The 26,273-nt window shown below is 69.5% G+C and carries 21 protein-coding genes; 7 read left to right on the forward strand and 14 right to left on the reverse strand.

From position 1 onward, the window contains the following. Positions 1 to 16 precede the first annotated feature (16 nt). The 8 genes from ACYVF6_RS45455 to ACYVF6_RS45490 all read right to left on the reverse strand — a co-directional run bounded on the left by ACYVF6_RS45455 (position 17) and on the right by ACYVF6_RS45490 (position 8,121). A complete protein-coding gene (locus ACYVF6_RS45455; RefSeq protein WP_460533221.1) occupies positions 17 to 1,966 on the reverse strand; it encodes a phage tail sheath C-terminal domain-containing protein in 1,950 nt (649 codons plus the stop codon). Between the two features lie 214 nt (positions 1,967 to 2,180). Then, positions 2,181 to 2,645, reverse strand: coding sequence for a hypothetical protein (locus ACYVF6_RS45460; RefSeq protein WP_460533224.1), 465 nt, complete (start codon positions 2,643 to 2,645; stop codon positions 2,181 to 2,183). A 1-nt stretch (position 2,646) separates the two neighbouring features. Further along, positions 2,647 to 3,921, reverse strand: coding sequence for a molybdopterin-dependent oxidoreductase (locus ACYVF6_RS45465; RefSeq protein WP_460533227.1), 1,275 nt, complete (start codon positions 3,919 to 3,921; stop codon positions 2,647 to 2,649). Beyond that, positions 3,912 to 4,511: a methyltransferase domain-containing protein gene (locus tag ACYVF6_RS45470; RefSeq protein ID WP_460533230.1), complete on the reverse strand. Its 600-nt coding sequence runs from the start codon at positions 4,509 to 4,511 to the stop codon at positions 3,912 to 3,914. The genes ACYVF6_RS45465 and ACYVF6_RS45470 overlap by 10 nt, the downstream gene beginning before the upstream one ends. Before the next feature lie 4 nt (positions 4,512 to 4,515). After that, a complete protein-coding gene (locus ACYVF6_RS45475) occupies positions 4,516 to 5,139 on the reverse strand; it encodes a TIGR04282 family arsenosugar biosynthesis glycosyltransferase (RefSeq protein ID WP_460533233.1) in 624 nt (207 codons plus the stop codon). Continuing rightward, on the reverse strand, positions 5,129 to 5,797 hold the full coding sequence (locus tag ACYVF6_RS45480; RefSeq protein ID WP_460533235.1) for a glycosyltransferase family 2 protein: 669 nt from the start codon (positions 5,795 to 5,797) through the stop codon (positions 5,129 to 5,131). Before ACYVF6_RS45480 ends, ACYVF6_RS45475 begins: the two co-directional genes overlap by 11 nt. Next, positions 5,794 to 6,804 carry an NAD-dependent epimerase/dehydratase family protein gene (locus tag ACYVF6_RS45485; protein ID WP_460533238.1) on the reverse strand — a complete coding sequence of 337 codons (1,011 nt, stop codon included), beginning with the start codon at positions 6,802 to 6,804 and terminating at the stop codon, positions 5,794 to 5,796. Before ACYVF6_RS45485 ends, ACYVF6_RS45480 begins: the two co-directional genes overlap by 4 nt. 288 nt (positions 6,805 to 7,092) lie before the next feature. Further along, a complete protein-coding gene (locus ACYVF6_RS45490; protein ID WP_460533241.1) occupies positions 7,093 to 8,121 on the reverse strand; it encodes a Gfo/Idh/MocA family protein in 1,029 nt (342 codons plus the stop codon). Positions 8,122 to 8,294: 173 nt separating this feature from the next. Between ACYVF6_RS45490 and ACYVF6_RS45495 the strand changes: the two genes are divergently transcribed. The 3 genes from ACYVF6_RS45495 to ACYVF6_RS45505 all read left to right on the forward strand — a co-directional run bounded on the left by ACYVF6_RS45495 (position 8,295) and on the right by ACYVF6_RS45505 (position 15,272). Beyond that, positions 8,295 to 9,431: a Gfo/Idh/MocA family protein gene (locus ACYVF6_RS45495; protein ID WP_460533244.1), complete on the forward strand. Its 1,137-nt coding sequence runs from the start codon at positions 8,295 to 8,297 to the stop codon at positions 9,429 to 9,431. A 43-nt stretch (positions 9,432 to 9,474) separates the two neighbouring features. After that, entirely contained in the window at positions 9,475 to 10,665 is a 1,191-nt protein-coding gene (locus ACYVF6_RS45500) for a Gfo/Idh/MocA family protein (RefSeq protein ID WP_460533248.1), read from the forward strand. A gap of 161 nt (positions 10,666 to 10,826) precedes the next feature. Next, entirely contained in the window at positions 10,827 to 15,272 is a 4,446-nt protein-coding gene (locus ACYVF6_RS45505; protein WP_460533251.1) for an OmpL47-type beta-barrel domain-containing protein, read from the forward strand. A 61-nt stretch (positions 15,273 to 15,333) separates the two neighbouring features. Here ACYVF6_RS45505 and ACYVF6_RS45510 read toward each other — a convergent pair whose 3' ends face one another. Genes ACYVF6_RS45510 through ACYVF6_RS45535 form a run of 6 tightly spaced genes read right to left on the reverse strand, consistent with a single transcriptional unit; the run spans position 15,334 to position 21,748 of the window. Continuing rightward, entirely contained in the window at positions 15,334 to 16,617 is a 1,284-nt protein-coding gene (locus tag ACYVF6_RS45510) for a mannitol dehydrogenase family protein (protein ID WP_460533254.1), read from the reverse strand. After that, a complete protein-coding gene (uxaC, locus tag ACYVF6_RS45515) occupies positions 16,617 to 18,008 on the reverse strand; it encodes a glucuronate isomerase (protein ID WP_460533257.1) in 1,392 nt (463 codons plus the stop codon). Before uxaC ends, ACYVF6_RS45510 begins: the two co-directional genes overlap by 1 nt. Next, entirely contained in the window at positions 18,008 to 18,736 is a 729-nt protein-coding gene (locus ACYVF6_RS45520) for a VOC family protein (protein ID WP_460533260.1), read from the reverse strand. Before ACYVF6_RS45520 ends, uxaC begins: the two co-directional genes overlap by 1 nt. Beyond that, the gene (locus tag ACYVF6_RS45525; RefSeq protein WP_460533263.1) at positions 18,733 to 19,899 is read right to left on the reverse strand and encodes a Gfo/Idh/MocA family protein; all 1,167 of its coding nucleotides are present in this window, start codon (positions 19,897 to 19,899) and stop codon (positions 18,733 to 18,735) included. The genes ACYVF6_RS45520 and ACYVF6_RS45525 overlap by 4 nt, the downstream gene beginning before the upstream one ends. Continuing rightward, complete coding sequence (locus ACYVF6_RS45530) at positions 19,899 to 20,714, reverse strand: sugar phosphate isomerase/epimerase family protein (RefSeq protein WP_460533266.1); 816 nt, start codon at positions 20,712 to 20,714, stop codon at positions 19,899 to 19,901. Before ACYVF6_RS45530 ends, ACYVF6_RS45525 begins: the two co-directional genes overlap by 1 nt. A gap of 29 nt (positions 20,715 to 20,743) precedes the next feature. Further along, positions 20,744 to 21,748 carry a LacI family DNA-binding transcriptional regulator gene (locus ACYVF6_RS45535; RefSeq protein WP_460533269.1) on the reverse strand — a complete coding sequence of 335 codons (1,005 nt, stop codon included), beginning with the start codon at positions 21,746 to 21,748 and terminating at the stop codon, positions 20,744 to 20,746. Between the two features lie 248 nt (positions 21,749 to 21,996). On the opposite strand from ACYVF6_RS45535, the gene ACYVF6_RS45540 reads away from it, so the two are divergent. From ACYVF6_RS45540 to ACYVF6_RS45555, 4 genes are read left to right on the forward strand one after another with little or no spacing between them, the layout of a single operon-like run. After that, positions 21,997 to 22,824 carry a sugar phosphate isomerase/epimerase family protein gene (locus tag ACYVF6_RS45540; RefSeq protein WP_460533272.1) on the forward strand — a complete coding sequence of 276 codons (828 nt, stop codon included), beginning with the start codon at positions 21,997 to 21,999 and terminating at the stop codon, positions 22,822 to 22,824. Next, complete coding sequence (locus ACYVF6_RS45545; protein ID WP_460533276.1) at positions 22,821 to 23,927, forward strand: Gfo/Idh/MocA family protein; 1,107 nt, start codon at positions 22,821 to 22,823, stop codon at positions 23,925 to 23,927. Before ACYVF6_RS45540 ends, ACYVF6_RS45545 begins: the two co-directional genes overlap by 4 nt. After that, positions 23,924 to 24,766 carry a sugar phosphate isomerase/epimerase family protein gene (locus tag ACYVF6_RS45550; RefSeq protein WP_460533278.1) on the forward strand — a complete coding sequence of 281 codons (843 nt, stop codon included), beginning with the start codon at positions 23,924 to 23,926 and terminating at the stop codon, positions 24,764 to 24,766. The genes ACYVF6_RS45545 and ACYVF6_RS45550 overlap by 4 nt, the downstream gene beginning before the upstream one ends. A 5-nt stretch (positions 24,767 to 24,771) precedes the next feature. Beyond that, positions 24,772 to 25,995 (forward strand): nickel-dependent lactate racemase family protein, encoded by a 1,224-nt coding sequence (locus ACYVF6_RS45555; RefSeq protein WP_460533280.1) that lies wholly within the window; start codon positions 24,772 to 24,774, stop codon positions 25,993 to 25,995. Positions 25,996 to 26,273 lie beyond the last annotated feature (278 nt).

Genomic DNA, 26,273 nt, shown 5'->3' on the forward strand with positions numbered 1-26,273 from the left:
CTTCGCCGCGAGGCGGTCAGCTCAAAATCATCGTGACGCGGATGTACTCGATGCTGAAGGTCGGCTGAATGGTCATCGTGACCGCGACCTCGCCCGCGATCTCCTGCGCGCGAGTAGCCGAAACTTCGAGCGTGTAGGACGTCAGTGCCTCGTCCTGGACCATGCCGGTCAGGAAGGCGTCCAGAGTCGCCTTCATCGCCGAACGGACGCGGTCGTTGTTCAGCCGGCCGATGTACGGATTGGCCGCGGAACGCACGCCGTACTTGGCGTAGTCGACGATCCGGCGGGTCGGTATGGCCGAGAACGGCGTGCCTTCGCCGGCGGTCGTCACGCCCTTGAGGACGCGGAAGCCCTGCTTGTCGACGACGGTGAGGACGTTGCGGCGGATCAGCTGGGCCTGCTCGCCCCGGTTGACGTCGATCGCCAGGCCGGGAACGTTCAGCGGCTTGTTGGTCAGGCTGGTCTGCACCGAGAGGGAGCCGAGCAGCCCGGCGACCGCCGCCGCGGTGTAGGCGGGCGGCAGCACCGTGCCCGTCGAGTCGCGCAGTCCGGGCGCGACGAGCACGATCCGGTCAGCGGCTGTCGAGTGGCCGAGGAACTCCGCGACCGTACTGCCTTTCGCGCCGATCACACCGATGCGTTCGTGGTCGGCCTGCTCGGTTTCGTTGAGGTGGCCGAGCAGCACCGAGCCCATCGTGGCGGCGTCCTGTCCGGCCAGCACGACGATGTTGATGAGCTGCCCGGCGAGCACGTCGAGGCCCGCGCGGTAGTCGTCCGCGGTGGCCACTTCACCGTTGGCGCCGGCGACGTTCGCGCCGGTGCCGAAGTAGCCGTCGGCGCCGGAGGCAGGCAGCTCGCCGCCATGGGTGTCGTCGGCTTCGACCGAGGCGAAAGCCGAGCTCTGGTTGACTCTTTCGGCCAGGACCGTGCCGGCCGGCACGACGTAGCTCTCGCTGGCCGTGCCGCGCTCGAGGCGGACCTCGACGCAGCTGGCGGCGTCCACGCGGTACCACGCCTGCAGCTTGTCACCGTCGGCGCTCTTCGGAGCATCCGCGGTGGCGAAGTCGAGCGTCCCGTCCCAGACACTCAGCCGGATCTGGCCGGCCGTGGGATCGGGCGCCTGCACGGCGTACGTCGCGCGAACGGTGCTGCCGGCGGCCGGCTGCTCGGCGGCGGCGAACGTGAGCTCGCCGGTGGAGTCGGAAAGCCGCACCTCGCCGGCACCGGGCGCGCCGCCCGATCCATAGAGGATGTCGCCGTCGCCGTACGCCTTGGTCGTGCCGTCGGCCGCGGTGACCGTGACGCGGTTGACGGAGGCGACCGTCGGGCTCGCCGTCGGCGTCACGACCGGGTGCTGGGCGAGGACGTACCGGCTGGACGCGTCGGGTACGACGCGCTCGTCCTCCACGATGTGCCGGTAGACGATCTCGAGGGTGTCGACCCGCTTGGAGATGCCGCGAACGATGCGGATCCGGTTCGCCGAGGACGGCAGCACCCGGGAAAACCGCAAGGAGCCGAACGTGGTGGTGTGTTCCTCGCCGGCGATGTCGCAAGGTGCCTCGGCCGGACCGGCCTGCACCCGGATCGCGTTCCCGTCGGTGCCTGGCTGGCGGGCTGTGAGGGTCGCGACCGCCGAGCCGGTGCCGTTCTTGAGCGTGAACGTCGCGGACGCCTGTCCCGCCCCCGCCACCCGCACGGCGACGACCGACGACGCGCCGTTGGCGTAGACCTGCTCCAGCGCCCGCACGAGTGTCAACGGCTCGGTGCCGGTCGGCTGGGTGAAGCTGTCAGGTGCGCCGTAGAGCTGCCGGGCCGCGGCCAGGCCGGACAGCGGGACCGCCGTCCCCACGGGACCATTCGCCGCGGTGCCGAGCACGCCGACCACTCCAGTGGCGATGCGGCCCGCAGAGATGAGTCCCTCCGCCCGGACCTCGATATAGGTGGACGGAATAATCATCTCAGCCATTTGCTGTCCTTACGGTTGTGTAATGGACTTCGGCCACAGATCGGTGTCAACACGACATCGCTGCGAACCGGTGCTTCAGTGTGAGCGCCGGTCTCATGGACGGACTGCTCCGCACGAGCAGCATTGGAGGCAGTTTTCGATGGCCGTCCGGGAATGCCGATTGCCTTTTGGGGCAGGCTGAGCTGAACCGGCTGTCAAGCCGGAATTAACTGTTCTATCGGCGCGGTGTGGCCAGCCGGACGCGCACAGCGAGCGCGATGGCGGAGGCCGCGAACAGGACGGCGGTGACCAGCAGCCAGCGGCCGAGGAACGGCGGCAGTGGCCCGCCGCTGATCTGGGCGAAGTTCTTCGGGATCCCGGCGATCAGCGGGAAGAACGTCAGCAACAGCAGACCGGACAGCGCGGCCGGGATGCGGATGTGGTTGAGCCAGGTGCGAGCGGGCAGCCGCAGCCGGAGCGCCCGGTGGCGCAGCACCGCCGAGACCGAGCGGTTGGCCAGGCTGTAGATCGGCAGCAGCACGAGGTCGTGCGCCACGATCGCCACGCCGAACCAGACGATGACACCGATCGGGTTGCGTGGGAGCAGCTTCAGCATGGCGTACGCCGTCACCGCCATCGTGGCGACGAACACCAGGAGGTGGAGGGGGTTGCCGCCGTACCACTGGAAGAACCTGCGCATCTCAGACCTCGAACGTCATCCGGGAGACCCATTTGGTGTTGTGTACGCCGGGGTTGTTCGGCACGATGATCCGCGCCGGGAAGCCATGGTCGAGGGTGAGCTCCTCGCCGTCGACCCGCAGCGCGAGCAGGGCGCCGGGGTCCAGGATCTGGTTCTTCCGCAGGTACGCCGCCCGGAACCCGCCCCGGGGTTGCAGCGACTCCACGAGCACCCGGCCGGCCTGTGACGCACCGGCGAGGCGGGCGAGGTCGCGCAGTCGTACGCCGGTCCAGGTTCGGGTCGTCGCCCAGCCCTCGACGCAGGCGAGCGTGATCTCCTCGGTGTGGAGCGGCAGCCCGAGCAGGTCGGCGCGGGACAGCCGGACGATACGCCCGCCGCGCAGCTCGAGCCGCCAGTCCGGTCCCACGTCGTCCGGCGTCACGCCCCTGCTCGCCGCGGTCTTGTTGACGGGGAAGTCCTGCGCGCCGCCGCGCGGTGCGAGCAACGCCAGCCTGCGCAACGGCCCGCCGATCGTCTGGCCCGCCGTCAGCAGCAGGACGAGCAGCGAGCCTCCGCCGACGGCGGCCAGCAGGCCGCGCCGGGAGATCGTCGCGGGCGCCGGGGCCGGCGGGATCAGCGTGTCGGCCTGCTCGGCCTCCGGCTCGGCCGGCTCCGGTCGCGTGTCGGCGACGCCGGCCTTGAACGGCCGCAGGCCCTGTGTTCGCAGGACGTGCACGACCCTCGGCGTCTTCAGGACGACATGGAGTACCAGCGCGCCGATGAAGACCCAGGCGCCGTAGAGGTGCGAGGCGTAGAAGCCGGCCGGGAACGGATACCAGTACTGGATGTTGATCAGCCCGGTCACGAACTCGAACACCGCTCCGCCCACGAGGAACACCAGCGTGAGCCGTTCCAGCAGTTGCGCGGGCGAGCGGACCGGAGGCCAGGCGAAGAAGCGCGGAATCACCGACCACAGCTTGGCCAGGAGCACCGGGATCAGCGCCAGGCCGACGAGCACGTGCAGGCCCTGCGTGAGTTGGTACAGCCGGCTCGGCCGGGTGGGCCAGTCGAACAGATAGAAGCCGAGCAGACCCTTGTCCGGAGTGTGATCGTTGCCGAGATCCGGGTTGTAGGCCGCATACGAGAGCAGCCCGGTCACGAACACGATCGTCAGGCCGACGAGCAGCACCAGACCGAGTACGGACGTGAGCCACGGCCCGCGGAGAGGGCTGCGCCAGAAGCCACGGCGGAACGGGCCGGGCGGTGGTCCCAGCTCTTCGAGCTTTCTCAGTTGCATGACGGCCCCTTTGCCGAAGGCGTCGAACCGGGTGAACGCGTCGAACCCGGCGAACGCAGGCCGGCGAACGAGCGGTCGCCGGCCGTCCAGGTCTCCTCGATCTCCAGCCCGGCGGTCGACGCGGCCCGGGCCAGATGCCGCCAGCCCACGACCGCCCAGTCGAACTGCCGGGCGTGCACGCGAGCCGTCGAACGGTCGAGCCGGTCGGGATCGGGATCGTGCTCGACGTAGACGACTCCGCCGGGTGACAGCAGTTGCCGGATCCGGCGCAGCAGGCGCTCGGGCGCGCCGCCGATGCCGAGGCAGCCGTCCAGCAGCAGCGCGGTCGGCCACCGGCCTTCGCCGGGCACCCGGCCGAAAACCGAGCGGCGCAAGGCCAGTCCGCCGCCGGCGACGACGTGCCGGATGGCTTCGGGCGCGACGTCGATGCCGAGTGCGGGCACGCCGCGCCGGTTGAGCTCCAGCACCATCCGGCCAGGGCCGCAGCCGACGTCGAGCGTGGCGGCCTTGCAGCGTTCGAGGACGAGCTCGTCGACCGGATCGGTCGGACGGGCCCAGCCGGTCAGGTCGAGAACAATCGGTGCTCGCATCTCTTCAGGCCGCCCTGTCCTGGATCCGGCGCAGCTGCCGGGCGAACCTCGTGTGCGGGGCGGTCCGGGCGACGGCCAGCGCGTCGTCCCACTCGTCGACGTCGCGCAACCGGGGGAGCTCGCCGATCTCCAAGCCCGCCTCGGCCAGCCGGCGGCGCTGAACCGCGCCGGTGTACGGAGTCGACATCGGTACGCCCCGGACCAGGCCGGGATCCGGGCAGGCGAGCCCGAGCGCCCAGAACCCGCCGTCCTCGGCGAGCCCGATCCAGGCCGGCTTGTCGGCGAAGTCGCAAGCCAGCAAGGCGGACGTGAGCTGTGGCGTGTCCATGCCGACCAGCACCATCGGGCCGTCGATCGGTGCGATCGCGGCCGCGATGCGTTCGTCCAGTCCGCCGTCGGCCTGCGGCACGACGTCGAAGCCGGCCGGAAGCCAGTCGCCGGGCCGGCCGTCGAGCGCCAGGACCCTTCGTACGGCAGGGGTTTCGGCGACGACTTGGAGCGTGTCCGTCAGCGCCGCCTCGGCCAGGCCGGCGGCCTCCTCCGGCGAGCACGGTGGCGTCAGGCGGGTCTTGACACGGCCCGGCCGCGGTTCCTTCGCGATCACGACGATCGTACGGTCAACGGGCATGGCCGGCCTCCGTCAGCACGTTCTGCATGTCGTGAATGGTCCGCAGCGTGCCGCGGACGGTGCCGGTGACCTTCGACTTGCCGGTCCGCGGGCGATAGGCGACCGGCAGCTCGTCGATCCGCCAGCCGGCGTTGGCCGCCCTGACCACCATCTCCAGCGGGTAGCCGAACCTGCGGTCCCGCAGCTCCAGGCCCAGCAGGGCTTTCCGGCCGGCGGCGCGCATCGGGCCGAGGTCACCGACCCGGGCGCCGCAGCTGCGCCGGACCAGGTGCGCCAGTACGAGATTGCCGGCGCGCGCGTGGATCGGCCAGGCGCCGCGGCCGGTGGGCTTTCGCCGGCCGAGCACCAGGTCGGAGTCGCCGTCGAGCACGCGCCGGGCGATGCCGGGCAGCTCCTGGGGATCGAGCGAGCCGTCGGCGTCGCAGAACGCCACCACGTCGGCGGTGGCGGCCTCGAGCCCTGTGTGGCAAGCGGATCCGAAGCCGCGCCGGCTCTCGTGGACGACCAGCGCGCCGTGCTCCGAGGCGATCCGGTCGGACCCGTCGGTCGACCCGTTGTCGACGACGATGGCGCGGTAGCCGGCCGGCATCCGCTGCAGGAGCCACGGCAGCGCGCCCGCCTCGTTCAGGCACGGGAAGATCACGTCTACGGTCGTCATGCGGCTGTCTCCTCCGCGGCCAGTTCGGCGATGCCGTTCTCGAACGCGACCTGCGGCTTCCAGCCGAGCTCGTGGCGAATCCGTTCCGAGGAAGCGGTGATGTGCCGGACGTCGCCCAGCCGGTACTCGCCAGTCACCACCGGATCCGGGCCGCCGAGCGCCTTGGCCAGCGCACCCGCGAGGTCGCCGACGGTGCGGGGCGTACCGCTGCCGACGTTGTAGGCGCGCAGCGTTCCCGGCTCGATCCCTTCTCCTGCGGCCGCCTCGAGCGCGGCGACGTTGGCGGCCGCGATGTCGCGTACGTGCACGAAGTCGCGGCGCTGTCCGCCGTCCTCGAACACCCGTGGCGACTCGCCGCGCCGCAGCGCCGACCGGAACAACGCGGCGACGCCGGCGTAGGGCGTGTTCAACGGGAGACCCGGGCCGTAGACGTTGTGGTACCGCAGGGCGGCGACCCGGCCGCCGGTGGCGCGTGCCCAGTTGGCGGCGTAGTGCTCCTGGGCCAGTTTGCTGGTGGCGTAGGCGTTCCGGGGATCCGGGCGGGCCTCCTCGGTGACCAGGCCGGGCTCGAGCCGGGCGCCGCACTCGGGGCAGGGCGGCTCGAACCGGCCGTTCTCGAGGTCCTCGACCCGGCGCGGACCGGGCGGCACGCTGCCGTGGGAAGGACAGGTGTAGGCGCCCTCGCCATAGATCACCATGGAGCCGGCCAGCACGAGGCAGGGGAGTCCGGCGCGGGCCATCGCGGCGAGCAGGACCGCGGTGCCGACGTCGTTGTGGGAGGCGTAGTCGGGGAGATCGTCCGTACTCACGCCGAGACCGACCTTGGCGGCCTGGTGACAGACCGCGTCGACGCCTGCCAGGGCGGCCTCGACAGCCTCCTGGTTTCGTACGTCGGAGTCCGTGCTGTCGGCGAGGTCGAACACCGCCGCTTCATGGCCGGCGGCATGGAGCGCCTGGATGATATGGCCGCCGATGAACCCTCGGCCGCCTGTGACGAGTACCCGCATGTCTGGTGACGCTAGAGCCGCGCCAGGTCGAATCGGGGCCTTGCGGACGGCCTGTAGGAATTTGGTAAGAACTCCAGGCGGGGCTGTTGCCGCACCGCGTCGAGCGAGGCGGTCATCCGCCGCAACCGGCCGGCAACCTGCTACTGCCGGACGACGACAGTGGTCGTGGTGACCCGCCAGGCCTCATCCCCGCGGGCCAGGACGTAGGTCGCGTGCGCGGTGCGATCGGGTTCGATCCACGACTCGTGAACGATCGCGACCGCCGGCGTGACCAGGCGGATGGAGTCCCTAGAGGCGTGCGGGCGCCACCGACGTTCCGGAAGCGGCCGCCTCGTAGAACGCACGGCACGCCGCGAGGTTGTCCCACGCGTCCTCGACCGTGGCGAACGGCTCGCTCTCGCCGCGGACCACCGACAGGATGTCGTCGGCGCCGGTCGCGAAGCCGGCCGGGCTCGGCAGCTGGATCCACCCGCCGAACGGCTGCAGCGACCCGCTCACCGACAGCTTCCCGGACAGGCTGTCCTGCACGATCGCCGCGTCGGTGCCGACCAGGCTCATCTGCTGCCGCCCGCCGCCGCTCGGCGCTGTCCAGGTGTCTTCGATCGTCGCGACCAGGCCGTTGTCGAACGTGATCACGGCCGTGCCGTAGTCCTCGACCGGGAGGTCGGGGTACTTCAGGTTGCCGATCGTGCCCGTCACCGACGTCACGCGGGCGTCGAACAGCCAGCGCAGCAGGTCGATGTGGTAGATGCTGTGGTCGATCCACCCGCCGCCGGGCGCCCGGTCACGGTCGGCGAACCAGCCCGGCTGGGCGTCTCCGCGCCAGCCCTGCGGCAATCCGGCCCACATCGCGAAGTTGGCGGTGAGCGGCTGCCCGAAGTGCCCCTCCCGCACCCAGGTGCGCAGCTGCTGTGAATGCGCCGCCATCCGCACCCGCGACTCGGCCGGAACGAAGGTCACGCCCGCCTCGCGTACCGCCGAGACGATCGACGTCGCCTCCTCCAGCGTGCGGGCCAGCGGCTTGATGGAGACGATGTGCTTGCCGGCCTTGGCGGCGGCGATCACCTGCGCGGGGTTCTGGTCGGTGCTGACGAAGCTCCCGACGACCTCGACGGACTCGTCCTCGATCAACTGCGCCGCGGACTCGGCGACCGGAGCACCCACCTGCTCGGCGATCTGCCTGGCCCGGGCGGCGTCGGCGTCCCAGATGCCCACCAGTTCGGTGTCGGGCCGGTTTGCGAACTCCTGTGCGAGCGGGACCGCGGTGTACCAGTGGTCGAGCCCGACAATCGCGACCTTGGTGGGTGCTGCCGTCATGGTGAGCTTGCTCCTTTACGGGTAGGTCTGGTCCTAACGTATCGGCTCGCCGGCCCATCACCGGTGTCCGTTTGTGGCCGGATGTTTTTACACGCAGAGAGTGGGCGGAAAGCCGCCGAGTCGGAAAAGAATAGACATCAGGCACGCACAGCTCTTGATGGAGGCAACGCATAATGACCGCGGCGACACCGGACGACAAACAGGCACCTTTGCGCATCGGCATGCTGGGTGCGGGGATGATCGCGACGGTGGGTTACGGAATCCTGCCAAACCTGAAGTGGATCGCGGACAAGGTCGAGGTGGTCGCGATCGCCGACCCGGTTGTCGAGCGGGCCCAGGAGGCGGCCAAGGAATTCGGCATCCCAGAGGTCTACGACGGCGTTGACTCGCTGCTCGAGAACGCCGAACTCGACGCCGTGGTCAACGTGACACCGATCAATTATCACGGTGAAACTTCGCTGAAAATCGTGCGGGCCGGAAAGCACCTCGCGACCGAAAAGCCGCTCGCGACGACGATGGACGACGCGAACGCCATCATCGAGACCGCGGAGGCCAACGGACTGCAGATCGTGTCCTCGCCGCCCGACATGATGGAGCCGACCTACCGCGAGGCACGGCGGCTGCTCGACGAGGGCGTCGTCGGCAAGGTCGCGTTCGCCCGGGTGCGCAGCTCGCACGCCGGCCCTGGCGGCGGGCCCGGCGGCTGGCCGATGGACCCGACGTGGTTCTACCAGAAGGGGTCCGGGCCGCTGCTCGACATGGGCGTCTACGGCATCCACGAGATCACCGGCCTGCTGGGCCCGGCCAAGCGGGTCGTGGCGTTCAGCGGCATCACCGAGCCGACCCGGACCGTGCGTGGCGGGCCGTTCAAGGGCCTTTCGATCGAGGTCACCGCCAACGACAACAACCTCTTCATGCTCGACTTCGGCGGGTCGACGTTCGCCGTGGTCGACGGCACGTTCAACGTCCACGCGTCCAAGAGCCCGAAGATCGAGATCTTCGGCCGCAAGGGCGTCCTGAACGTCGTCGGGCGGCGCGGCGAGGATCCGCTGGAGGTCTACGCCGCCGACGTACTCGACGGTGTCGACGGATGGGTCGAGACCAACGGCTGGCCGCATCTGCGGCGGGCGCAGGCCTGGACCGACAAGCTGCAGCGCGGCATCCTCGTCGACCACCTGGCCGACTGCATCCGCTCGGGTGAGCGGCCGGTCCTCAGCGCCAACCATGCGCGGCACGCACTGGAGATCATGCTGAAGGTCGAGGAGTCGGCGCGTACGGGCCAGGCCGTCGAGCTGACGACGACGTTCTGACGTTCTGACGTTCTGGAGCAGGTTCTGGACTGAGAGGGTGACGATGGCTGGACACCGGATCGCCTTGCTGGGCACGGGTTTGATCGGCGACTTCTACGTCAAGACGGTGCACGCCGGCCGCGGGCCGGACCGCGTTGAGGTCGTCTACTCCCACCGTGCCGAACGCGCGGCGGAGTTCGCGGCGCAGCACAGCATCGCGCGGCACACGACCGACCTCGCGGCGGCGATCCAGGATCCAGCCATCGACACCGTTGTGATCGGTATCCCCAACGACCGGCACGAGGAGGCCGTGTCGTTGGCAGCGCAGGCCGGCAAGGCGATTCTGTGCACCAAGCCGCTCGGACGTACGGCTGACGAGGCCAGGCGGATGCTGGACACGGTCGAGTCCGCCGGTGTGTTCGCCGGCTACCTGGAGGATCTGGCGTACACGCCGAAGACGTTGAAGGCGCTGGCGGCCGTCCGCCAGGGCGCGATCGGTGACGTGCTCTGGGCGCGGTCGCGGGAGACGCATCCCGGACCGCACAGCGCGTGGTTCTGGGACAGATCGCGGGCCGGCGGCGGCGCGATCGTCGACCTCGCGTGCCACTGCATCGAGATCATCAGGTCGTACGTCGGCAAGGGCAATCGTCCGGTCGAGGTGATGTGCTGGGCCGACACGCTCGTGCATCCGATCGAGGCCGAGGACAACGCGATCGCGATGATCCGCTTCGACAGTGGAGCGATGGGCCAGTTCGAGGTCTCGTGGGCGTTCCGCGGCGGCATGGACCTGCGCGACGAGGTGGCGGGTTCGGAGGGCACGGTCTGGCTGAACCACTCCCTGCGTACGGGCTTCGAGATGTTCAGCTCGGGCGGCAGCGGTGGCTATGTCGCCGAGAAGGCCGAAACCGAAGCCGGCTGGCTGTTCCCGGTGGCCGACGAGCTCGCGGAGTACGGCTACGTCGAGATGTTCGCCGACATGTTCGCCGCGATGGACGAGGCCCGCGAACCGGTCGAGACGTTCTACGACGGCTACGTCGTGAACGCCGTGATGGACGCCTGCTACCGCTCGGCGAAGTCGAAGGCCTGGGAACCGGTCGAGCTCGAGTGGCGCGGCGGCGAGACCGCACGCCTCAGCCCGACCGGCGCCACGTACGAGGGCAAGACCGTCATCAAGCGCGAGGCGATGCCGGACGGCACCACAAAGCTGATCCTCAAGGACCCGGCCACCGGCGAGTTCGAGGACCGCCTCGTCTAGGGATCAGATCTTCCGGGCGGGCCGAAGGTCCGAGGTCGGCAGGACGTTCGGTCCGGCCTGCGCGCCGATGGGAATCAATCCCTCCCTAGGCTGTGACTCCGGCGCCTCCAGGTCGACATGTCGGTCGTATCCCACGACCTGACCTCGGCTGGAGCAGCCTCATGACCTTCCCATCCATCCGCCGGTGCGTGCCGCGTGGCCTCCTGGTCGCCGGTGTCGTCGCCGCCTTGCTGTCTGCCGGCGGGCCGGTGACAGCGGCGTCGTTCGGGACGCCCGCGGCCACCTACACCGCCGGCGGAGTGTCGGCCGGCGGCGCGTACTACGCCAAGAGCGGCTCGTCGCTCATCCTGACTGTGAACACCAGCGCTGACACCAAGTGTGTGGAGGTCGCCGGCCTACCGATGCAGACATCGACGGCCGGCAAGACCTCGTGGACGTTCGAAGTGCCGACGGAGCCGTCGTCGGTAGCCGACGGCGTACAGACGAAGCCCGTTTCGATCGGCGAGAGCAACAACAAGAACAACTGCGCGGTGCGCACCGCGACCACGACCGCGTCATACGTCCTGGACAACACCGGGCCGACCGTGACGGCAGAGGTCGCACCGGCGCCGAACGCGGTCGGCTGGAACCGATCCGACGCGACAGTGAGCTGGACCGCGGACGACGGCACCGGCGTCGGCAGCGGCACGGTCAGCGGGAACACCACGGTGACCGCCGACACCGCCGGCCGGCTGGTCAGCGGCTACGCGACCGACGCGCTCGGCAATCGGGGCGCGACCGCCACCACCCTGGTGAAGAAGGACTCCGCGGCCCCGATCATCGGCGGCACGCGTACGCCAGCGGCCAACGCCCACGGCTGGAACAACACCGACGTCGAGGTCGCGTTCACCTGTTCGGACACGCTGTCGATGCTCAAGAGCTGCGTCGCCGCCGACGCCGCGCCGGCCGCCAGCCGTACGCTGACAGGCGACGGCGCCAACCAGTCGGTCGGCGGCACGGCGACCGACAACGCGGGCAACACCAGCACCGCGGCGGTCGGCGGCGTCAACATCGACCAGACCGCCCCGGACGTCACCGCCAGCGCGCGGACCGCTGACCACGCGGCATACACCGCAGGCATGTGGACCAACCAGACCGTCACCGTCACGTTCGACTGCGCCGACGCGCTGTCCGGAATGGACGGCTGCACCGGCCCGCAGACGCTCGACGGCGAGGGCGTGAACCAGCAGGCGATCGGATCCGGCGCCGACCGGGCCGGAAACTCCAGTACAGCGGAGTTCTCCGGCGTCAACATCGACCTGACAGCGCCGAACACGACCGCCACCGCGCCCGAGACGGCGTGGAACAACACCGACGTGACGGTCCAGCTCGGCGGCCACGACGCCCTGTCCGGCCTGGCCGCGACGCACTACCGCGTCGACGGCGGAGCCGTCCAGACCGGTGACAGCGCGGGGTTCAGCGCAGAGGGATCGTACGAGCTCTCGTACTGGAGCACCGACCGCGCCGGCAACCAGGAGCAGCCGAAGACCGTCACGGTGCACATCGACAGGACACCGCCGGCGATCACGCATGCGCTCACCCCGGCAGCCAACCCGAACGGCTGGAACGACAGCGACGTCACCGTCACGTTCGACTGCGGCGACACCGGCGGTTCCGGCGTCGCGAGCTGCGGGCCGAACCGCACCGTCACCAGCGAGGGCAAGGACCAGGCCGTTCCTGGGACGGCGACCGACAACGCGGGCAACACCGCGACCGACCCGGCGACCGTCAGCGTGGACAAGACCGCGCCGGAGGTGTCGGCGTCGGTGAGCAGCGCGGCGGAGAAGAACGCGAACGGCTGGTACAACGAGGACGTCACCGTCTCGTTCGCCTGCTCCGACGAGCTGTCCGGCATCGACAACTGCCCGGCTCCCAAGTCGCTCGGCGAGGGAGCGAACCAGTCGGCGAAGGGCACAGCCGCCGACGCGGCCGGCAACCAAACCGGCGCCGAGCTGTCCGGCATCAACGTCGACAAGACGTCACCGGTGCTGGTCGGAACGCCGAGCACGACCGGCTGGTCGAACGGCGACGTGACCGTCGACTGGACCTGCACTGACACCGGATCCGGCCCGGCCGCACAGCCGGCCGGCAGCGTGGTGTCCGGCGAGGGCGCCAACCTGTCGGCGTCCGCCACCTGCACCGACCGGGCCGGCAACGCCGTCACCGAGTCGGTGACCGGTATCCGGATCGACCGGTCGGCGCCGAGCACGCATGCCGTGGTCGACGCGCCGGCCGAGAGCCGTTGGTACGCCGACGGTGTGGACGTCACGCTGTCCGCTTCGGACTGGCTGTCCGGTGTCGGCGAGACCTACTACCGGATCGACGACGGCTCCGTGCGCACGTACGACGGCGGCTTCCGGTTCTCCGAGGGCGGCAAGCACACGCTCACGTTCTGGAGTACCGACCGGGCCGGCAACGCCGAGGCGACCGACGGCAACAGCCTGGTCCTGTGGGTGGACGACGCACGTCCCGGGATCGTGGGCAGCTCCTCGCCGGCGCCGAACGCGTACGGCTGGAACAACACGCCGGTGAGCGTGTCGTTCTCCTGCTCCGACACGCAGTCCGGTGTCGCGCAGTGCACCGATCCGGTCGACGTGACCGGTGAGGGCGCCGGGCAGAAGGTCACCGGCACCGTCGTGGACGGGGTCGGCAAGTCCTGGTCGATGACGGTCGACGGGATCAACCTCGACTTCACCGCGCCGGTCGTCGACGGCGTACCGACGACCGACCCGCGGGCCGGCTGGTACAACGGCGACGTCACGATCCACTGGGTCGGCAGCGACGGGCTGTCGGGCATCGAGCCCGGGAGCGTTCCGGCCGACAGCGTGCTGACCGGCGAGGGCGGCGATCTCGGAGCCGGACCCGTGACCGTCAGGGACCACGCGGGCAACGTCAGCGAGCCGGCCTCGATCGGCGGCGTACGCATCGACCGCCACGGCCCGGCGATCAGCGGTGGCCCGACGACCCAGCCGAACGCCGCAGGCTGGTATCGCGACGAGGTGGTCGTCGACTTCACCTGCACCGACCCGGCTTTGGCCGACGGAACGACCGGCTCCGGCGTCGCCGCCTGCCCGACCGGCAAGGTGCTGAAGGCGTCCGCCGCGGGTCAGTCCGTGACCAGCGATCCGGCGTCCGACCTGGCCGGCAACACCACGCCGGGCAAGCAGATCGGCGGCATCGACATCGACGGGCTCGCGCCGAGTACGTCCGCGAACAACCAGTGCACGAAGACCAACGGCTACTGCACCGGCTCGACGGCCAACGTGGTGCTGTCCGCGACCGACCAGTCCGGCCTGTCCGGGGTGAAGGAGATCCACTACGCGATCGACGGCGGACAGGAGAAGGTCGCTTCCGGCGCTGCTGTGACCGTGGCGGTCCCGCTGGATGGCAGCGGAGCGGGCACGGTGACGTACTGGGCGGTCGACAGGGCCGGCAACGCCGAGTCCCCGAACGCCGTGGCCCTGCGCTGGGACAACATCGCGCCGGCGGTCACCCACACGGTGACGCCGAACCAGAACGCCGACGAGTGGAACAACACCGACGTCACCGTACGGTTCAGTGCGAAGGACGATGACGCCGGCTCCGGGCTGGACGAGTCGTCGCTCACGCCCGACGTCGTGGTCGACGCCGAGACCGCCGGACAGCTCGTCCGGGGGCACGCGAAGGACCTCGCCGGCAACGAGGGAACCGACTCGGTGACGGTCAGGCTGGACAAGACCAAGCCGGTGATCTCGGGCTCGATCACGCACGGTCTCCTGGGGTCGAACGGCTGGTACACCGGCCCGGTGACGGTGCACTTCACCTGCTCCGATCCGGCGGCGGCGGGCGGCGCGACCGGCTCCGGCCTCCCGGCCGGGACCTGCCCGGAGGACGTCACGCTGACCGCCAACCGGGCGGGCCAGTCGGTGACGCGTACGATCGCGGACCGGGCCGGCAACCTCGGATCGGTCACGGTCTCGGGGATCGACATCGACCAGGAGCCGCCGGCGATCGTGTCCGCGAGCGTCCGCGACGGCGCGGTGTACGACGCGCCTCCGGCCCTGAGCTGCACGGCGTCCGACGAGGTGTCCGGCGTCGACAGCTGCGACGTGCAGGCGGTCAAGACGGCGAACGCGGGGGAATACGCGTTCACTGTGACCGCGAAGGACAAGGCCGGCAACGTCACCCGCGTGACGGGTGCGTACAGGGTGAAGCTGTACACGTTCGGAGGCTTCGGCCAGCCGATCAACGACCCGGCCGTCAACCCGACCTTGCCGATGAGCACGTTCAAGACCGGCAGCACGGTGCCGGTGAAGTTCCAGCTGCGCGACAGCGCGGGCAACCTGGTTCAGGCCAGGACGGCGCCGCAGTGGATCGTTCCCGTGCGTGGCAGCCTCACGACGGCCTCTGTGAACGAGTCGCCGCTGACCGCTGACGCGACCACCGACGGCACGTTCCGCTGGGATCCGACGGCACAGCAGTACATCTACAACTGGCAGACGAAGGGACTGCAGGCCGGCTACAACTACAAGCTCGGCGTCAAGCTGGACGACGGGTTCACCTACTCCGTCACGGTCGGGCTGCGATAGCCACCGCGATCCGATCCCGCCGGCCACGTGCGCCCATCAGGACGTACGTGGCCGGGGCGGTCTATGCCGTCAGCTCGCGGTAGCGCGTGGCCACTGCCTGGATGAGCCCGGCGTCGTCGGCCAGTGGGGAGCCGACCACCTGGAGCAGGTGGCGGGCCGCGATGCTGGGGCCGTTGCCCACCGCGGCCTTCAGCTCGTCCGCCCTTGGGTCGTTGACGTGCGTGCCCTCGCGCAGGTGTGCCACCCAGCCCGCCAGCGCCGTCACGCCGGCCTCCGGCAGCATGCCGTTGGCGCGTTCGCGGGCGAGCACCGGCAGGATGCGGATCGGGAACTTCTCGGAGCCGTCCATCGCGATCTGCCGGAGCTCGTGGCGGATCCGCGGGTTCTCGTACCGCGCCAGCAGCGCCGAACGATAGGCCGCCAGATCCGAAGCGGACAAGGGCAGATGCCGGCAGGCCTCGTCCCACCACTGCTCGACCCAGCCGCGGCAGACCGGATCGCCGATCGCCTCGGCGACCGTACGATGCCCGCGGGTCGGGCCCGCATAGGCGAGCAGGGAATGAGATCCGTTGAGCAACCACAGCTTGCGCTGCTCGAACGGCTTCACGTCCGACACGAACTGCGCGCCGCCCGCCTCCCACGCCGGGCGTCCGCCGGGGAAGTCGCCGGCCAGCACCCACTCGGTGAACGGCTCCGTCACCACCGGCGACGCGTCCTCGAAACCGGTCATCGACAGGATCTCGGCCCGGTCGTCGTCCGTCGTGGCCGGTGTGATCCGGTCGACCATCGTCGAAACGAACGAGACGTTGTCCGACGCCCACGCCGCGAGCTCCGCGGAGGAACGAGCCGCGCAGTCCAGCACGAGCTTGGCGACCGTCGAGCCGTTGTCCATCAGGTTGTCGCACGGCACGATCGCGATCGGTCCCGCGCCCGCGGCCATCCTGGCCTGCAAGCCGTCGACGACCCGCTGGACCACGGCGTCGCTGCGGAAGTAGCCCGCCTCGCTCACTGTCAGCGTGACGTACGCGACCGCCGGCGAGGTCCAGAATCGCTTCCAGGCTTCGAGATCCGCACTCGCGTACGCGCCGGACAGGCACTCGATCAGCTCCGCCGAGTCGCCTTCGGGCCCGCGCGTGAGCAGGTGGTAGACCGCGTCCTGCGCCGACAGCACCTCGGCCGCATCGGGCCGGCGGCCGGTGAACGCCGCGACGCCGAACGCCTCCTCCGCAGGTCCGGCGGCGTTCGCCTGCTGCGTGTACCACGCCTGGTGCGCGCGGAAGAACGCCCCGAGCCCGACATGGATCGCCCGCACCGGCGCTGCCGGTGCTGTTCTGCTCAACCGCATCAGACCACCCGGAACGTACGCGCCGGGATGGCGTAGGCCAGGTCGCGGGCGGTCTCGGCGGCCTCGTCCTCGGCCAGCCGGTGCTCGGCGACCAGCTGCGCGAGGAACCGGCAGTCGAGCCGCCGGGCCATGTCGTGGCGTACGGGGATCGAGCAGTAGGCGCGCGTGTCGTCGACGAAGCCGGCGGTCTTGTGGAAACCGGCGGAGTCGGTCACGGCCGAACGCCAGCGGCCGATCGCGTCGGGGGAGTCGAGGAACCACCATGGCGCGCCGACGTAGACGGAAGGATAGAAGCCCGCCAGCGGCGCGATCTCGCGCGAGAACACGTCCTCGTCGACGGTGAACAGCACGATCCGGAAGTTCGGGTGCCGGCCGTACGCCTCGAGCAGTGGCCGCAGCGACCTGGTGTATTCCGTCACCGCGGGAATGTCGTGCCCGGTGTCGGGCCCGAACGTGCGGAACGTCGCGGTGTCGTAGTTGCGCAGCACGCCCGGATGCAGCTGCATCACCAGGCCGTCCTCGCTCGACATCCGCGCCATCTCGGCCAGCATGTGGTGCCGGAACGCCTGCTTCTCCTGCGGCCCGGCCGTGCCCGACAGCGAACGCAGGTAGGCCCGCTTCGCCTCGGAGAACTCCAGCGGCCGCCCAACGGCGTCGTCGCTGCCGTGGTCGGTGGCGGTCGCGCCGTGCTCCTTGAAGTAGGCCCGCCGCTTCTCCAGCCCGGCGATGAAGCCTTCGTAGGTCTGGATGTCCTCGCCGCTCACGTCGCCGAGCTTGGCCACCTTGTCGAGCCAGTCCGGCCGCGCTGGGTCGAGGTAGGCGTCGGGCCGAAACGTCGGGATCACCCTGCCGGTGAACGACGAGTCGTTGGCGATCCGCTGGTGTGCCGACAGGTCGTCGCACGGGTCGTCGGTGGTCGCGAGCACCTCGAGCCGGAACTTGTCGAACAGCGCGCGCGGCCGGAAGTCCTTGTCGCCAAGACGTTCCGACAGCTGGTCGTAGAGCTGGTCGGCGGTCTCCGCCGACGGCCGCAGCCGGACGCCGAACACGTCGACCAGCGCGGCCTCGAACCAGTAGCGCATCGGAGTGCCCCGGAACGCCCACCAGTGCGAGCAGAAGATCCGCCACAGCTCGCGCGGGTCGGTGTCGCCGTAGATCACGTCGTACGACACACCGTGGGCGTGCAGCAGCCGCGTGATGTAGTGGTCGGGCACGACGAACAGCCCGGCCGGGTCGCCGAACGGCGTGTCGTCGGCGATGATGCCCGGGTCGACGTGCCCGTGCGGAGAGATGATCGGCAGCTCGGAGATGTCGTCGTAGAGCCGCCGGGCGATCGACCGCACGGCCGGATCGGTGGGAAACAACCGGTCTGGGTGCAATTCGAGTTCCATTACGCGATCTCCGCTTCGTCGACGAACGTCAGCCGGTTTCCGTCCGGGTCGTGCGCGTCCGGCCTGGACCCGGCACAGGCGAGCCCGAGATGGTTGATCGGTGTGCTCGCAGGTGGAGGCTGTATTTCCCCGGGGACGACCCCGGACCCCGGATTTTGGCACAGCTTCACGGCATCGCTGCCGATCCGGAAGTACGCCACGCCGTCCTCCCCTTCCGCGGCACGCGGGGTCCAGCGTTGCATGCCGAGCTGCCCGCCGTAGAACTCGATGGCGGCATCGAGGTCGGGTGCGGTCAGGGCCACGAAGGCAAGGCTACGCACAGATCCCGACGTGATCGGCGGAACCCGGAATTCTTCCGAACGCTGCAGCAGTTCGACGCGCACGCCGTTCGGGTCGGCGAGGAACGCGATCCGGCCCTGCCCGCTGCCGGCCACCTTGGGCGCGGACAGCTCGGCGTAACCCGCGTCCATCAGCCGCGCGAACTCGGCGTCGATGTTGTCGGTCATGAAGCCGATGTGGTTGAGCCCGTACGTGCCGTCCGGGTCGCTGTCTTCCTTGCAAAGCAGCTCCACCAGCCCGGTCGCGATCTGGATGTGCACCCGGTGAGTCCGAGAGTTCTCGATGAAGAGGTTGTCGACGACTTCGGCGCCGGTGGTCTCGGCGTAGAACGCGAGGCTGGCGTCCAGGTCCTGGATCGGCCCGCCGACGTGGTTGAGCTCGTAGATCATGCGAGGTTCACCCGCTTCCCTGTCTCTGCGGACACGTAGGCCGAATAGACGACCTCGATCACGTCGCGGCCGAGCCGTCCGTCCGACAGCGGAGGCCGGTCGAACGCGACGCTTTCGGAAAAGTCCTGAATTTCCTGGGGATATCCGCGCATCCAGTCCTCGTCGGGCGACGCGAAGCTCCAGCCGGCCTTGGTCTCGGTCTTCTCGATGGTGTACTCGTCGGCGAAGATCGCGGGATCCGGCGCGTACGCCAGCACCGCGTCGTTCGGCGTCATGTTGGCCTTGATGACCGAGTTGGAGGTGTAGACCTCCATCGTGTTGCGGATGCCGCCGAGCAGGTTGAACGACGCGCTGATCACGGCCTTGGAGTCGTCGGTGAACGTCAGCACGGCCGTCGCCCAGGTCTCGACGTCGACCCAGTCCGACACCATCCACCGTTGGCCGTGCGGCTGGAATCCCTCGGCCTGGTACATCGGTGAGGTGTCGGCGACGACCGACTTCACCCGGATGGGGTTCCCCTCGCGCAGGCCTTCGTACTGCTTGAGGTGCAGCGCGCCACCGATCGGGTGCGAGCCGAGGATCATCAACGCGCCACCGCCCGCGGTCGCCCGGCGCTTGGACGCCTCCGCGTGCGAGCCGCTGTGGCTTTCCTCGGCGCGGATGTCGAGGATCGCGCCGCCGCCGGCGTCCAGGAGCCGCTTCACCTTCGTGACCGGCGGCGCGTAGACCCAGTTCTCGGCGTACATCAGCTTGACGTTGTTGGCGTCGGCCGCGGCCAGCATCCGGTCGGCGGAGTCGAGCGCCTCCCGCAGCCTGGTGGACGCGTCGGCGTCGCTGAACGAGCCGGTCAGCGGCTTCTCGCAGACGATGTGCTTGCCGGCGTTGGCCGAGTCGACGGCGATCTGGGTGTGCGTGGCGTTCGGGACGCACAACGTCACGACGTCGATCGACTCGTCGGCGAGCAGCTCGTGGTAGTCGGAGTAGGCGGTCGGGATCTCGTGCTTGTGCGCGAACTCCTCCGAGTGCGCCTTGGAAAGGCCGGCGACGCCGACGAGCTGGGCGTCGACGCCGTAGACCCGCCGGTACGCCTCGGCGTGCAGCACCGCGGAGAAGCCGGTGCCGATCATGCCCACCTTGATGACGGGCTTGGCCGGACTGCCCATCAGCGCATGCCCTGGACGTACTGCGCGAACTGCGGAACCGCGACCTCGGGTTCCTCGATCTCCGGGTGCCAGGCCTTCTCCCACTCGAAGCTGACGAAACCGTCGTACCCGACGCGCTTCAGCAGGTCGAAGAACTCACGCAGCGGCATCTTCCCTTCGCCCGCGAGCTTCAGGTCGAAGCCGGTGGGGGAGAAGTCGCCGGAGTCCTTCAGGTGCACGTGCCTGATCCGGTCGCCGAGCGCGCTGTAGGTGTCCTCGAACGCCTCACCGGTGCGGTAGGAGTGCAGCACGTCCCAGAGGATCGCCAGGTCGGGCGCGGGGTTGGCGGCGAACAGCTCGGCAACCTGCTTGCTGGTGCAGAACGAGTCGTGCGTCTCGAGGATCGACGTGACGCCGTACTGCTTGCTGATCGTCGCGGCCTCCGCGAGCCCGTCGGCGATCCGCTGCGTGGTCTCCCGGCCCGCCTGGTCGGGCGTGACCGTGCCGCCGAACAGCCGGATGTACGGCGCGTCCAGCGCGGCCGCGATCTTGGCGTACGTGTGGACGGCTTCGAGCTGCTTGGCGCGTTCGCCGGGATCGGGCGAGCTGAACCGGATGCTGGTGTCGACGCAGGAGACCGCCACGCCGGCCTTCCGGAGGCGTTCCCTGGTCGCCTGGAGGCCGTCCGGGGAGAACTCCGGTTGGCTCGCGAGATCGACGCTGCCGGAAAGGAACCGCAGCTCAACGCCGTCGTAGCCGGAGCTGGTCGCGAGGTCGAGCACCTGGTCGAGGGAGTAGTTGGGGCAGCCGAGCGTGCTGAAGCTCAGTCGGATCACGTGGACCTCCGGTTCTCGTTGGCGCTTGGTCAGGAGTGGCGTACGGGTGCGGTGGAGTCGCGGACGACCAGCCGCGTGGGCAGCACGATCTCGTGGTGCTCCAGCTCGCCCTGCAACTGGCTGAGCAGCAGCCGGACCGCAGCGCGGCCGGCGTCCTCGATCGGTGCGGCCAGGGTGGTGAGTGGGGGATGGCAGAAGTCGGCGCCGAAGATGTCGTCGCAGCCGAGCACGCTGACCTGGCCCGGCACGTCGATACCGAGCTTGCGGAAGCGCCTGAGCAGCCCGAACGCGAGCAGGTCGTTGAACGTGACGATCGCGCTGACGTCCTTGCTGAGCAGGTCCTCGGCCGCCAGCTCGCCGCCCTCGACGGTCGGCGAGGACGTCTCGACCCGGTGCAGGTCGAACCCGGCGCGCTTGGCCTCCTCGCGGAGCGCCTTCCAGCGCTTGCCGTTCGACCATGATGTGCGCGGCCCGGCGAGGTAGCCGATCTTGCGGTGCCCGAGCTCGGCCAGGTGCCTGGCGGCCTGCCGGGCGCCGTCCTGGGCGTCGATGATCACCCCGGGCACCGGACGGGTGCGGCGGTTGACCACGACCAGCGGCACCCGGCTGAACGCGTCCCTGAGCTGGGCGTCGGTACGCCGGGAGGACACCAGCACCAGCCCGTCGACGGCTCTGACCAGCCGGTCGAGCAGCGTCGCCTCGCCTTCGGGTGACTCGTCGGTGTCGGCGAGCACCAGGGAGTAGCCGCCGCCGGCTGCCGCGCGTTCGGCGCCGCGGATCAGGTCGAGGAAGAACGGGTTGGTGATGTCGGGAACGAGCAGGCCGAGCGTCATGGTCCGGCCGGACGGCAGGGCCCGGGCGATCGGGCTCGGCCGGAAACCCATGTCCTCGGCGATCTGCAGGATGTGGGCACGGGTGGCGGCGCTCACCCGGTCGGGTTTGGACAGCGCGCGCGAGACCGTGGAGGCGGCCACGCCCGCCCGTCGCGCCACGTCGTGAATGGTCGGGGCATGCCCCGACCGCGCGTTCGTCATCGCACCTCCTCACCCTGACGTCACCGACAATGACCACGGGTGCTCGGTCATCTACCACGCGGCGGAGCCGCATAGTCAGCACAGTTGCCAGGCACATCTGCCTGGCAGTTGCGAAATGACCGAGCACCCGTGGTCATTTCGCCGGCGTTGCCACTGTCGGACAGGCACAGTCTGGTCCCCTTGACAGATCTTGGCAACCGGTTGCCATGATGGCAGGAGAAGATTCGAAAAAGGAGCGCGCTGACCGCATGTGGACCCTTTCGGGATTTGCCGACGAGATCGACGCCGACCCAGAGATCCAGTTCCAGACCCTTGACGCGCTGGGCATCCGCTACGTGGAGTTCCGCAGCGCGTGGGGCACGAACGTCCTCGACCTGAGCGACGACCAGGTGGCCGAGATCAAGCGCCTGCTCGCCCAGCACGGCATCCGCCTGTCCGCCGTCGGCTCGCCGATCGGCAAGATCGGCATCGCCGACGACTTCGACGAGCACCTGCGCCGGTTCGACCGGGCGTTGTGGGTGGCCGAACAGTTCGAGACGAAGTACATCAGGCTGTTCTCGTTCTTCCTGCCCGAGGAGGAAGAACCCGCCAAGTTCCGCGACGAGGTGCTGCGCAGGCTGTCCGCGCTCAGCGACCGCGCCAAGGGGCACGACGTGATCCTCGCCCACGAGAACGAGCGGCACATCTACGGCGACATCCCGAGTCGTTGCCTCGACCTCGTCGAGTCGATCGGGGCCGACAACTTCAAGCTGGTCTGGGACCCGGCCAACTACGTCCTGTGCGGAGTGCACCCCCACACGGACGGCTTCGCACAACTGCGCCCCTACACGGAATACCTGCAGATCAAGGACGCCGTGATGGCGACCGGCGAGATCGTGGTCGCCGGCGAGGGCGACGGCGAGGTCCCGCAGACGATCCGCGCACTGCGCGACGACGGTTTCGACGGCTTCTTCTCGATGGAGCCACACCTGGCGCTGGCCGGTAAGTCCGGTGGGTTCTCGGGTGCTGACCTGTTCGGCAAGGCCACCAAGGCCTTCACCGACCTGCTTACGGCGGAGGGAATTCAATACCGATGACTGACCAGGGAGCTCTCAGGTTCGCGGTGCTCGGCGCCGGCGTGATCGGCGAGCTGCATGCCCAGACGATCAAGAGCCTCGCGCCGCGGGCCGAGCTGACGGCGGTGATCGACGCGGTTCCCGAGCGCGCCCAGCAGCTCGCGGAGAAGCACGGCGTCCAGGCGTTCACGTCGCTGGACGACGCGCTCGCGAGCGACGGCATCGACGCGGTGACGATCGGCACGCCGAGCGGCATGCACGCCGACCAGGCGGTCGCGGTGCTCGATGCCGGCAAGCACGTCGTCATCGAGAAGCCGCTCGACATCAACCTCGAGGCGGCCCGGCGCGTGCTGGACGCGGAGAAGCGTTCGTCCGCGACGGCGATGGTGGTGAGCCAGCGCCGGCACGGCAAGGCGAACCAGATCGCGCACGAGGCCGCGCAGTCCGGCAAGTTCGGCAAGCTGACCTCCGGCTTCGCGACCATGCAGTGGTGGCGCAGCCAGGGTTACTACGACTCCGGCGAGTGGCGCGGCACCTGGGCGCTCGACGGCGGCGGTGCGCTGATGAACCAGGGCATCCACGCGATCGACCTGTTCGTGTGGTTCATGGGCGAGCCGGTCGAGGTCCACGCGTGGACCGGCTGCCTGGCCCACGAGCGGATCGAGGTCGAGGACACCGCGGTGGCGACCGTACGCTTCGCCAACGGCGCGCTGGGCACGGTCCACGGCACGACGGCCGCGTACCCCGGCATGACGCAGCGCGTCGCGGTGCACGGCGACCGCGGCTCGGCGATCGTCGAGAACGACAAGCTGATCTATTTCCACGCGGCGGCATCCTCCGACGGTCCGGAGCAGTACGCCTACGGCGCCGGCAACAAGGCCAACCAGGCCGAGGAAGTCATGCCGTCGCAGGAGGACTACAAGCCGGCCAGCGCGAACCAGATCGCGGGGCTGGAGGCCACTTCGCACACCGCACAGTTCGAGGACTTCCTCGACGCCGTTGCCGAAAAGCGCTCTCCGCTGGTGACCGTTTCCGAGGCCGCGAAGACACTCGCGTTGATCCGCGGCATCTACGAGTCCGCCCGCCTGGGCAAGCCGATCAAGATTCAGGAGCTCGAGAAGTGAAGTTCGCCGTCTTCACCGCAAGCCTGCCGGAGTGGACGCCCGAGGAGGCCGTGACCGAGCTCGCCGCACAGGGCTGGGACGGCATCGAGTGGCGCGTCGTCGACCAGAAGCCGCCGACTGGCGCATCCGGGTTCTGGTCCGGCAACAAGTGCACGTGGCCGCAGTCGTCGTTCCTGGAGGACGTGCCGCGGATCAAGGAGATCACCGAGCAGGCCGGCCTCGGCATGCCGTCGATCGGCGCGTACGCCACGTCCGACCAGGTGGACGAGGTGTCCAAGCTGATGCAGGGCGCGGCCGAGCTCGGCATCAAGCAGATGCGCGTGCCGGTCGGCCGGCCCGACAAGGACTACAACGCGACGTTCAAGCAGCGTCGTGAGGAGTACAGGACGATCGAGCAGCTGGCCAAGCAGCACGGCGTGAAGGCGCTGATCGAGCTGCACCACCAGTCGACGGTCTCGAGCGCGTCGGCGGCGGCGCGGTTCGTCGAGGGCTTCGACCCGGCGTACGTCGGTGTCATCCACGACATCGGGAACATGCTGCAGGAAGGGTACGAGTTCGACCTCTGGTCGCTGCAGATCCTCGGCGAGCACCTGGCGCACGTCCACGTGAAGAACGCCTCGCCGGTGGCGACGCCGGTCGAGGGCGCGAACCGTACGGACTGGAAGTGGGCCTGGGCGCCGATGCGGCACGGCGTGGGCAACCTGCCCAGGCTGTTTGGAGCTCTGGCCGAACACGGGTATGACGGATGGGTGTCGGTCGAGGACTTCTCCACCGAGGTGCCGCTTCGCGAGCGGGTGCGCGACAATCTTGCCTATCTGAAAGAGATCGTCGGAGGCTGAGTCACATGGACGTTGTCGGAGGACCGGGAACCGTTCTGACCGAGGACGACGCTCGGTCCTTCGTCACCTCTGTCCTGGGGTCGGCGCCGCTCGACGGGAAGTCGCTGTGCGTCATCGTGCCCGACTCCACGCGCAGCTTCCCGCTGCCGATGCTGATGTCGGCGCTGCACTCGGCGGTCGCGGGGCGGGTTTCCCGGCTGACGGTGCTGGTGGCGCTGGGCACGCACCCGGCGATGACGCCCGAGCAGCTGTCCGCACACGTGGGTCCGCTGCCGGGCGCGACCGTCGTCAACCACGAGTGGTGGGATCCCGAAGCCCTTGTGCCGTTGGGCGAACTGTCGGCAGCCCAGGTCTCGGCAGCCACCGACGGACGCATGAACGAGCCGGTCGTGATCCGGATCAACCGGCACGTCGTCGAGCACGACGTGGCGCTGGTGGCCGGGCCGGTGTTCCCGCACGAGGTGGTGGGCTTCTCGGGCGGCAACAAGTACTTCTTCCCCGGCGTGGCCGGTTCGGAGATCATCGACCTGTCGCACTGGCTCGGTGCGCTGATCACCAACGTCAACATCATCGGCGCCGGCTACACCCCCGTGCGGGCGCTGATCGACCAGGCCGCCCGGCTGATTCCGGCGGAGCGGCTGTGCCTGGCCGCCGTCGTGAAGTCGGGTTCGAAGGATCTGCACTTCCTGTCGTTCGGCACGCCGGAGGAGACCTGGGAGGCCGCCTCGGCCGTTTCGGCGGAGACACACGTTCGCTGGCTCGACCGGCCCTACCGTCGCGTGCTGTCGCTGGTCTCCGAACGCTACGACGAGATCTGGACGGCATCCAAGGGCATGTACAAGGTCGAACCCATCGTCGCCGACGGCGGTGAGGTGGTGCTGTACGCGCCGCACGTCCGCGAGATCTCGCTGACGCACGGGCACGTGCTGGAGAAGGTCGGCTACCACTGCATGGACTACTTCACCAAGCAGTGGGACCAGTTCGAGGACTACCCCCACGGTGTCCTGGCCCACTCGACCCACCTGCGCGGAACGGGAACGTTCTCGGCGGCCGAGGGGGAGCGGTGCCGCATCCAGGTGACGCTGGCGACCGGCATCGACGAGCAGAAGACGCGTTCGGTCGCGCTCGGCTACCTCGACCCGGCGACCATCGATCCGGTCGAATGGGCCAAGGACCCCGACACGCTCGTCATCCCCAACGCCGGCGAGATCCTCCACCGCCTGCGCTGACCTGTCGTTCGCCGCCGGCCGGATCGGTCAGTTCGGCGATGGTGGCCAGCGCGGCCGCGCGTTCGTCGGGGGCCCATCGCACCTGCCAGCGGGGCCACGTCCGCCGCAGCGCAAGGTGAACCGCGTGCTGCTCGACGGCATGGTCGTGGTGGATCGTGAAGCGAGTAGAACAGCCGCCTCTCGCCGTTTTGGGCCAGGACGTAGTTGGCGCGCATCCCCGTGCCGGACACGATAATGGGCGTTATGACCGAACTCCTGCCTGGACTTCCCGACCCGTT

Source organism: Flindersiella endophytica (assembly GCF_054779015.1).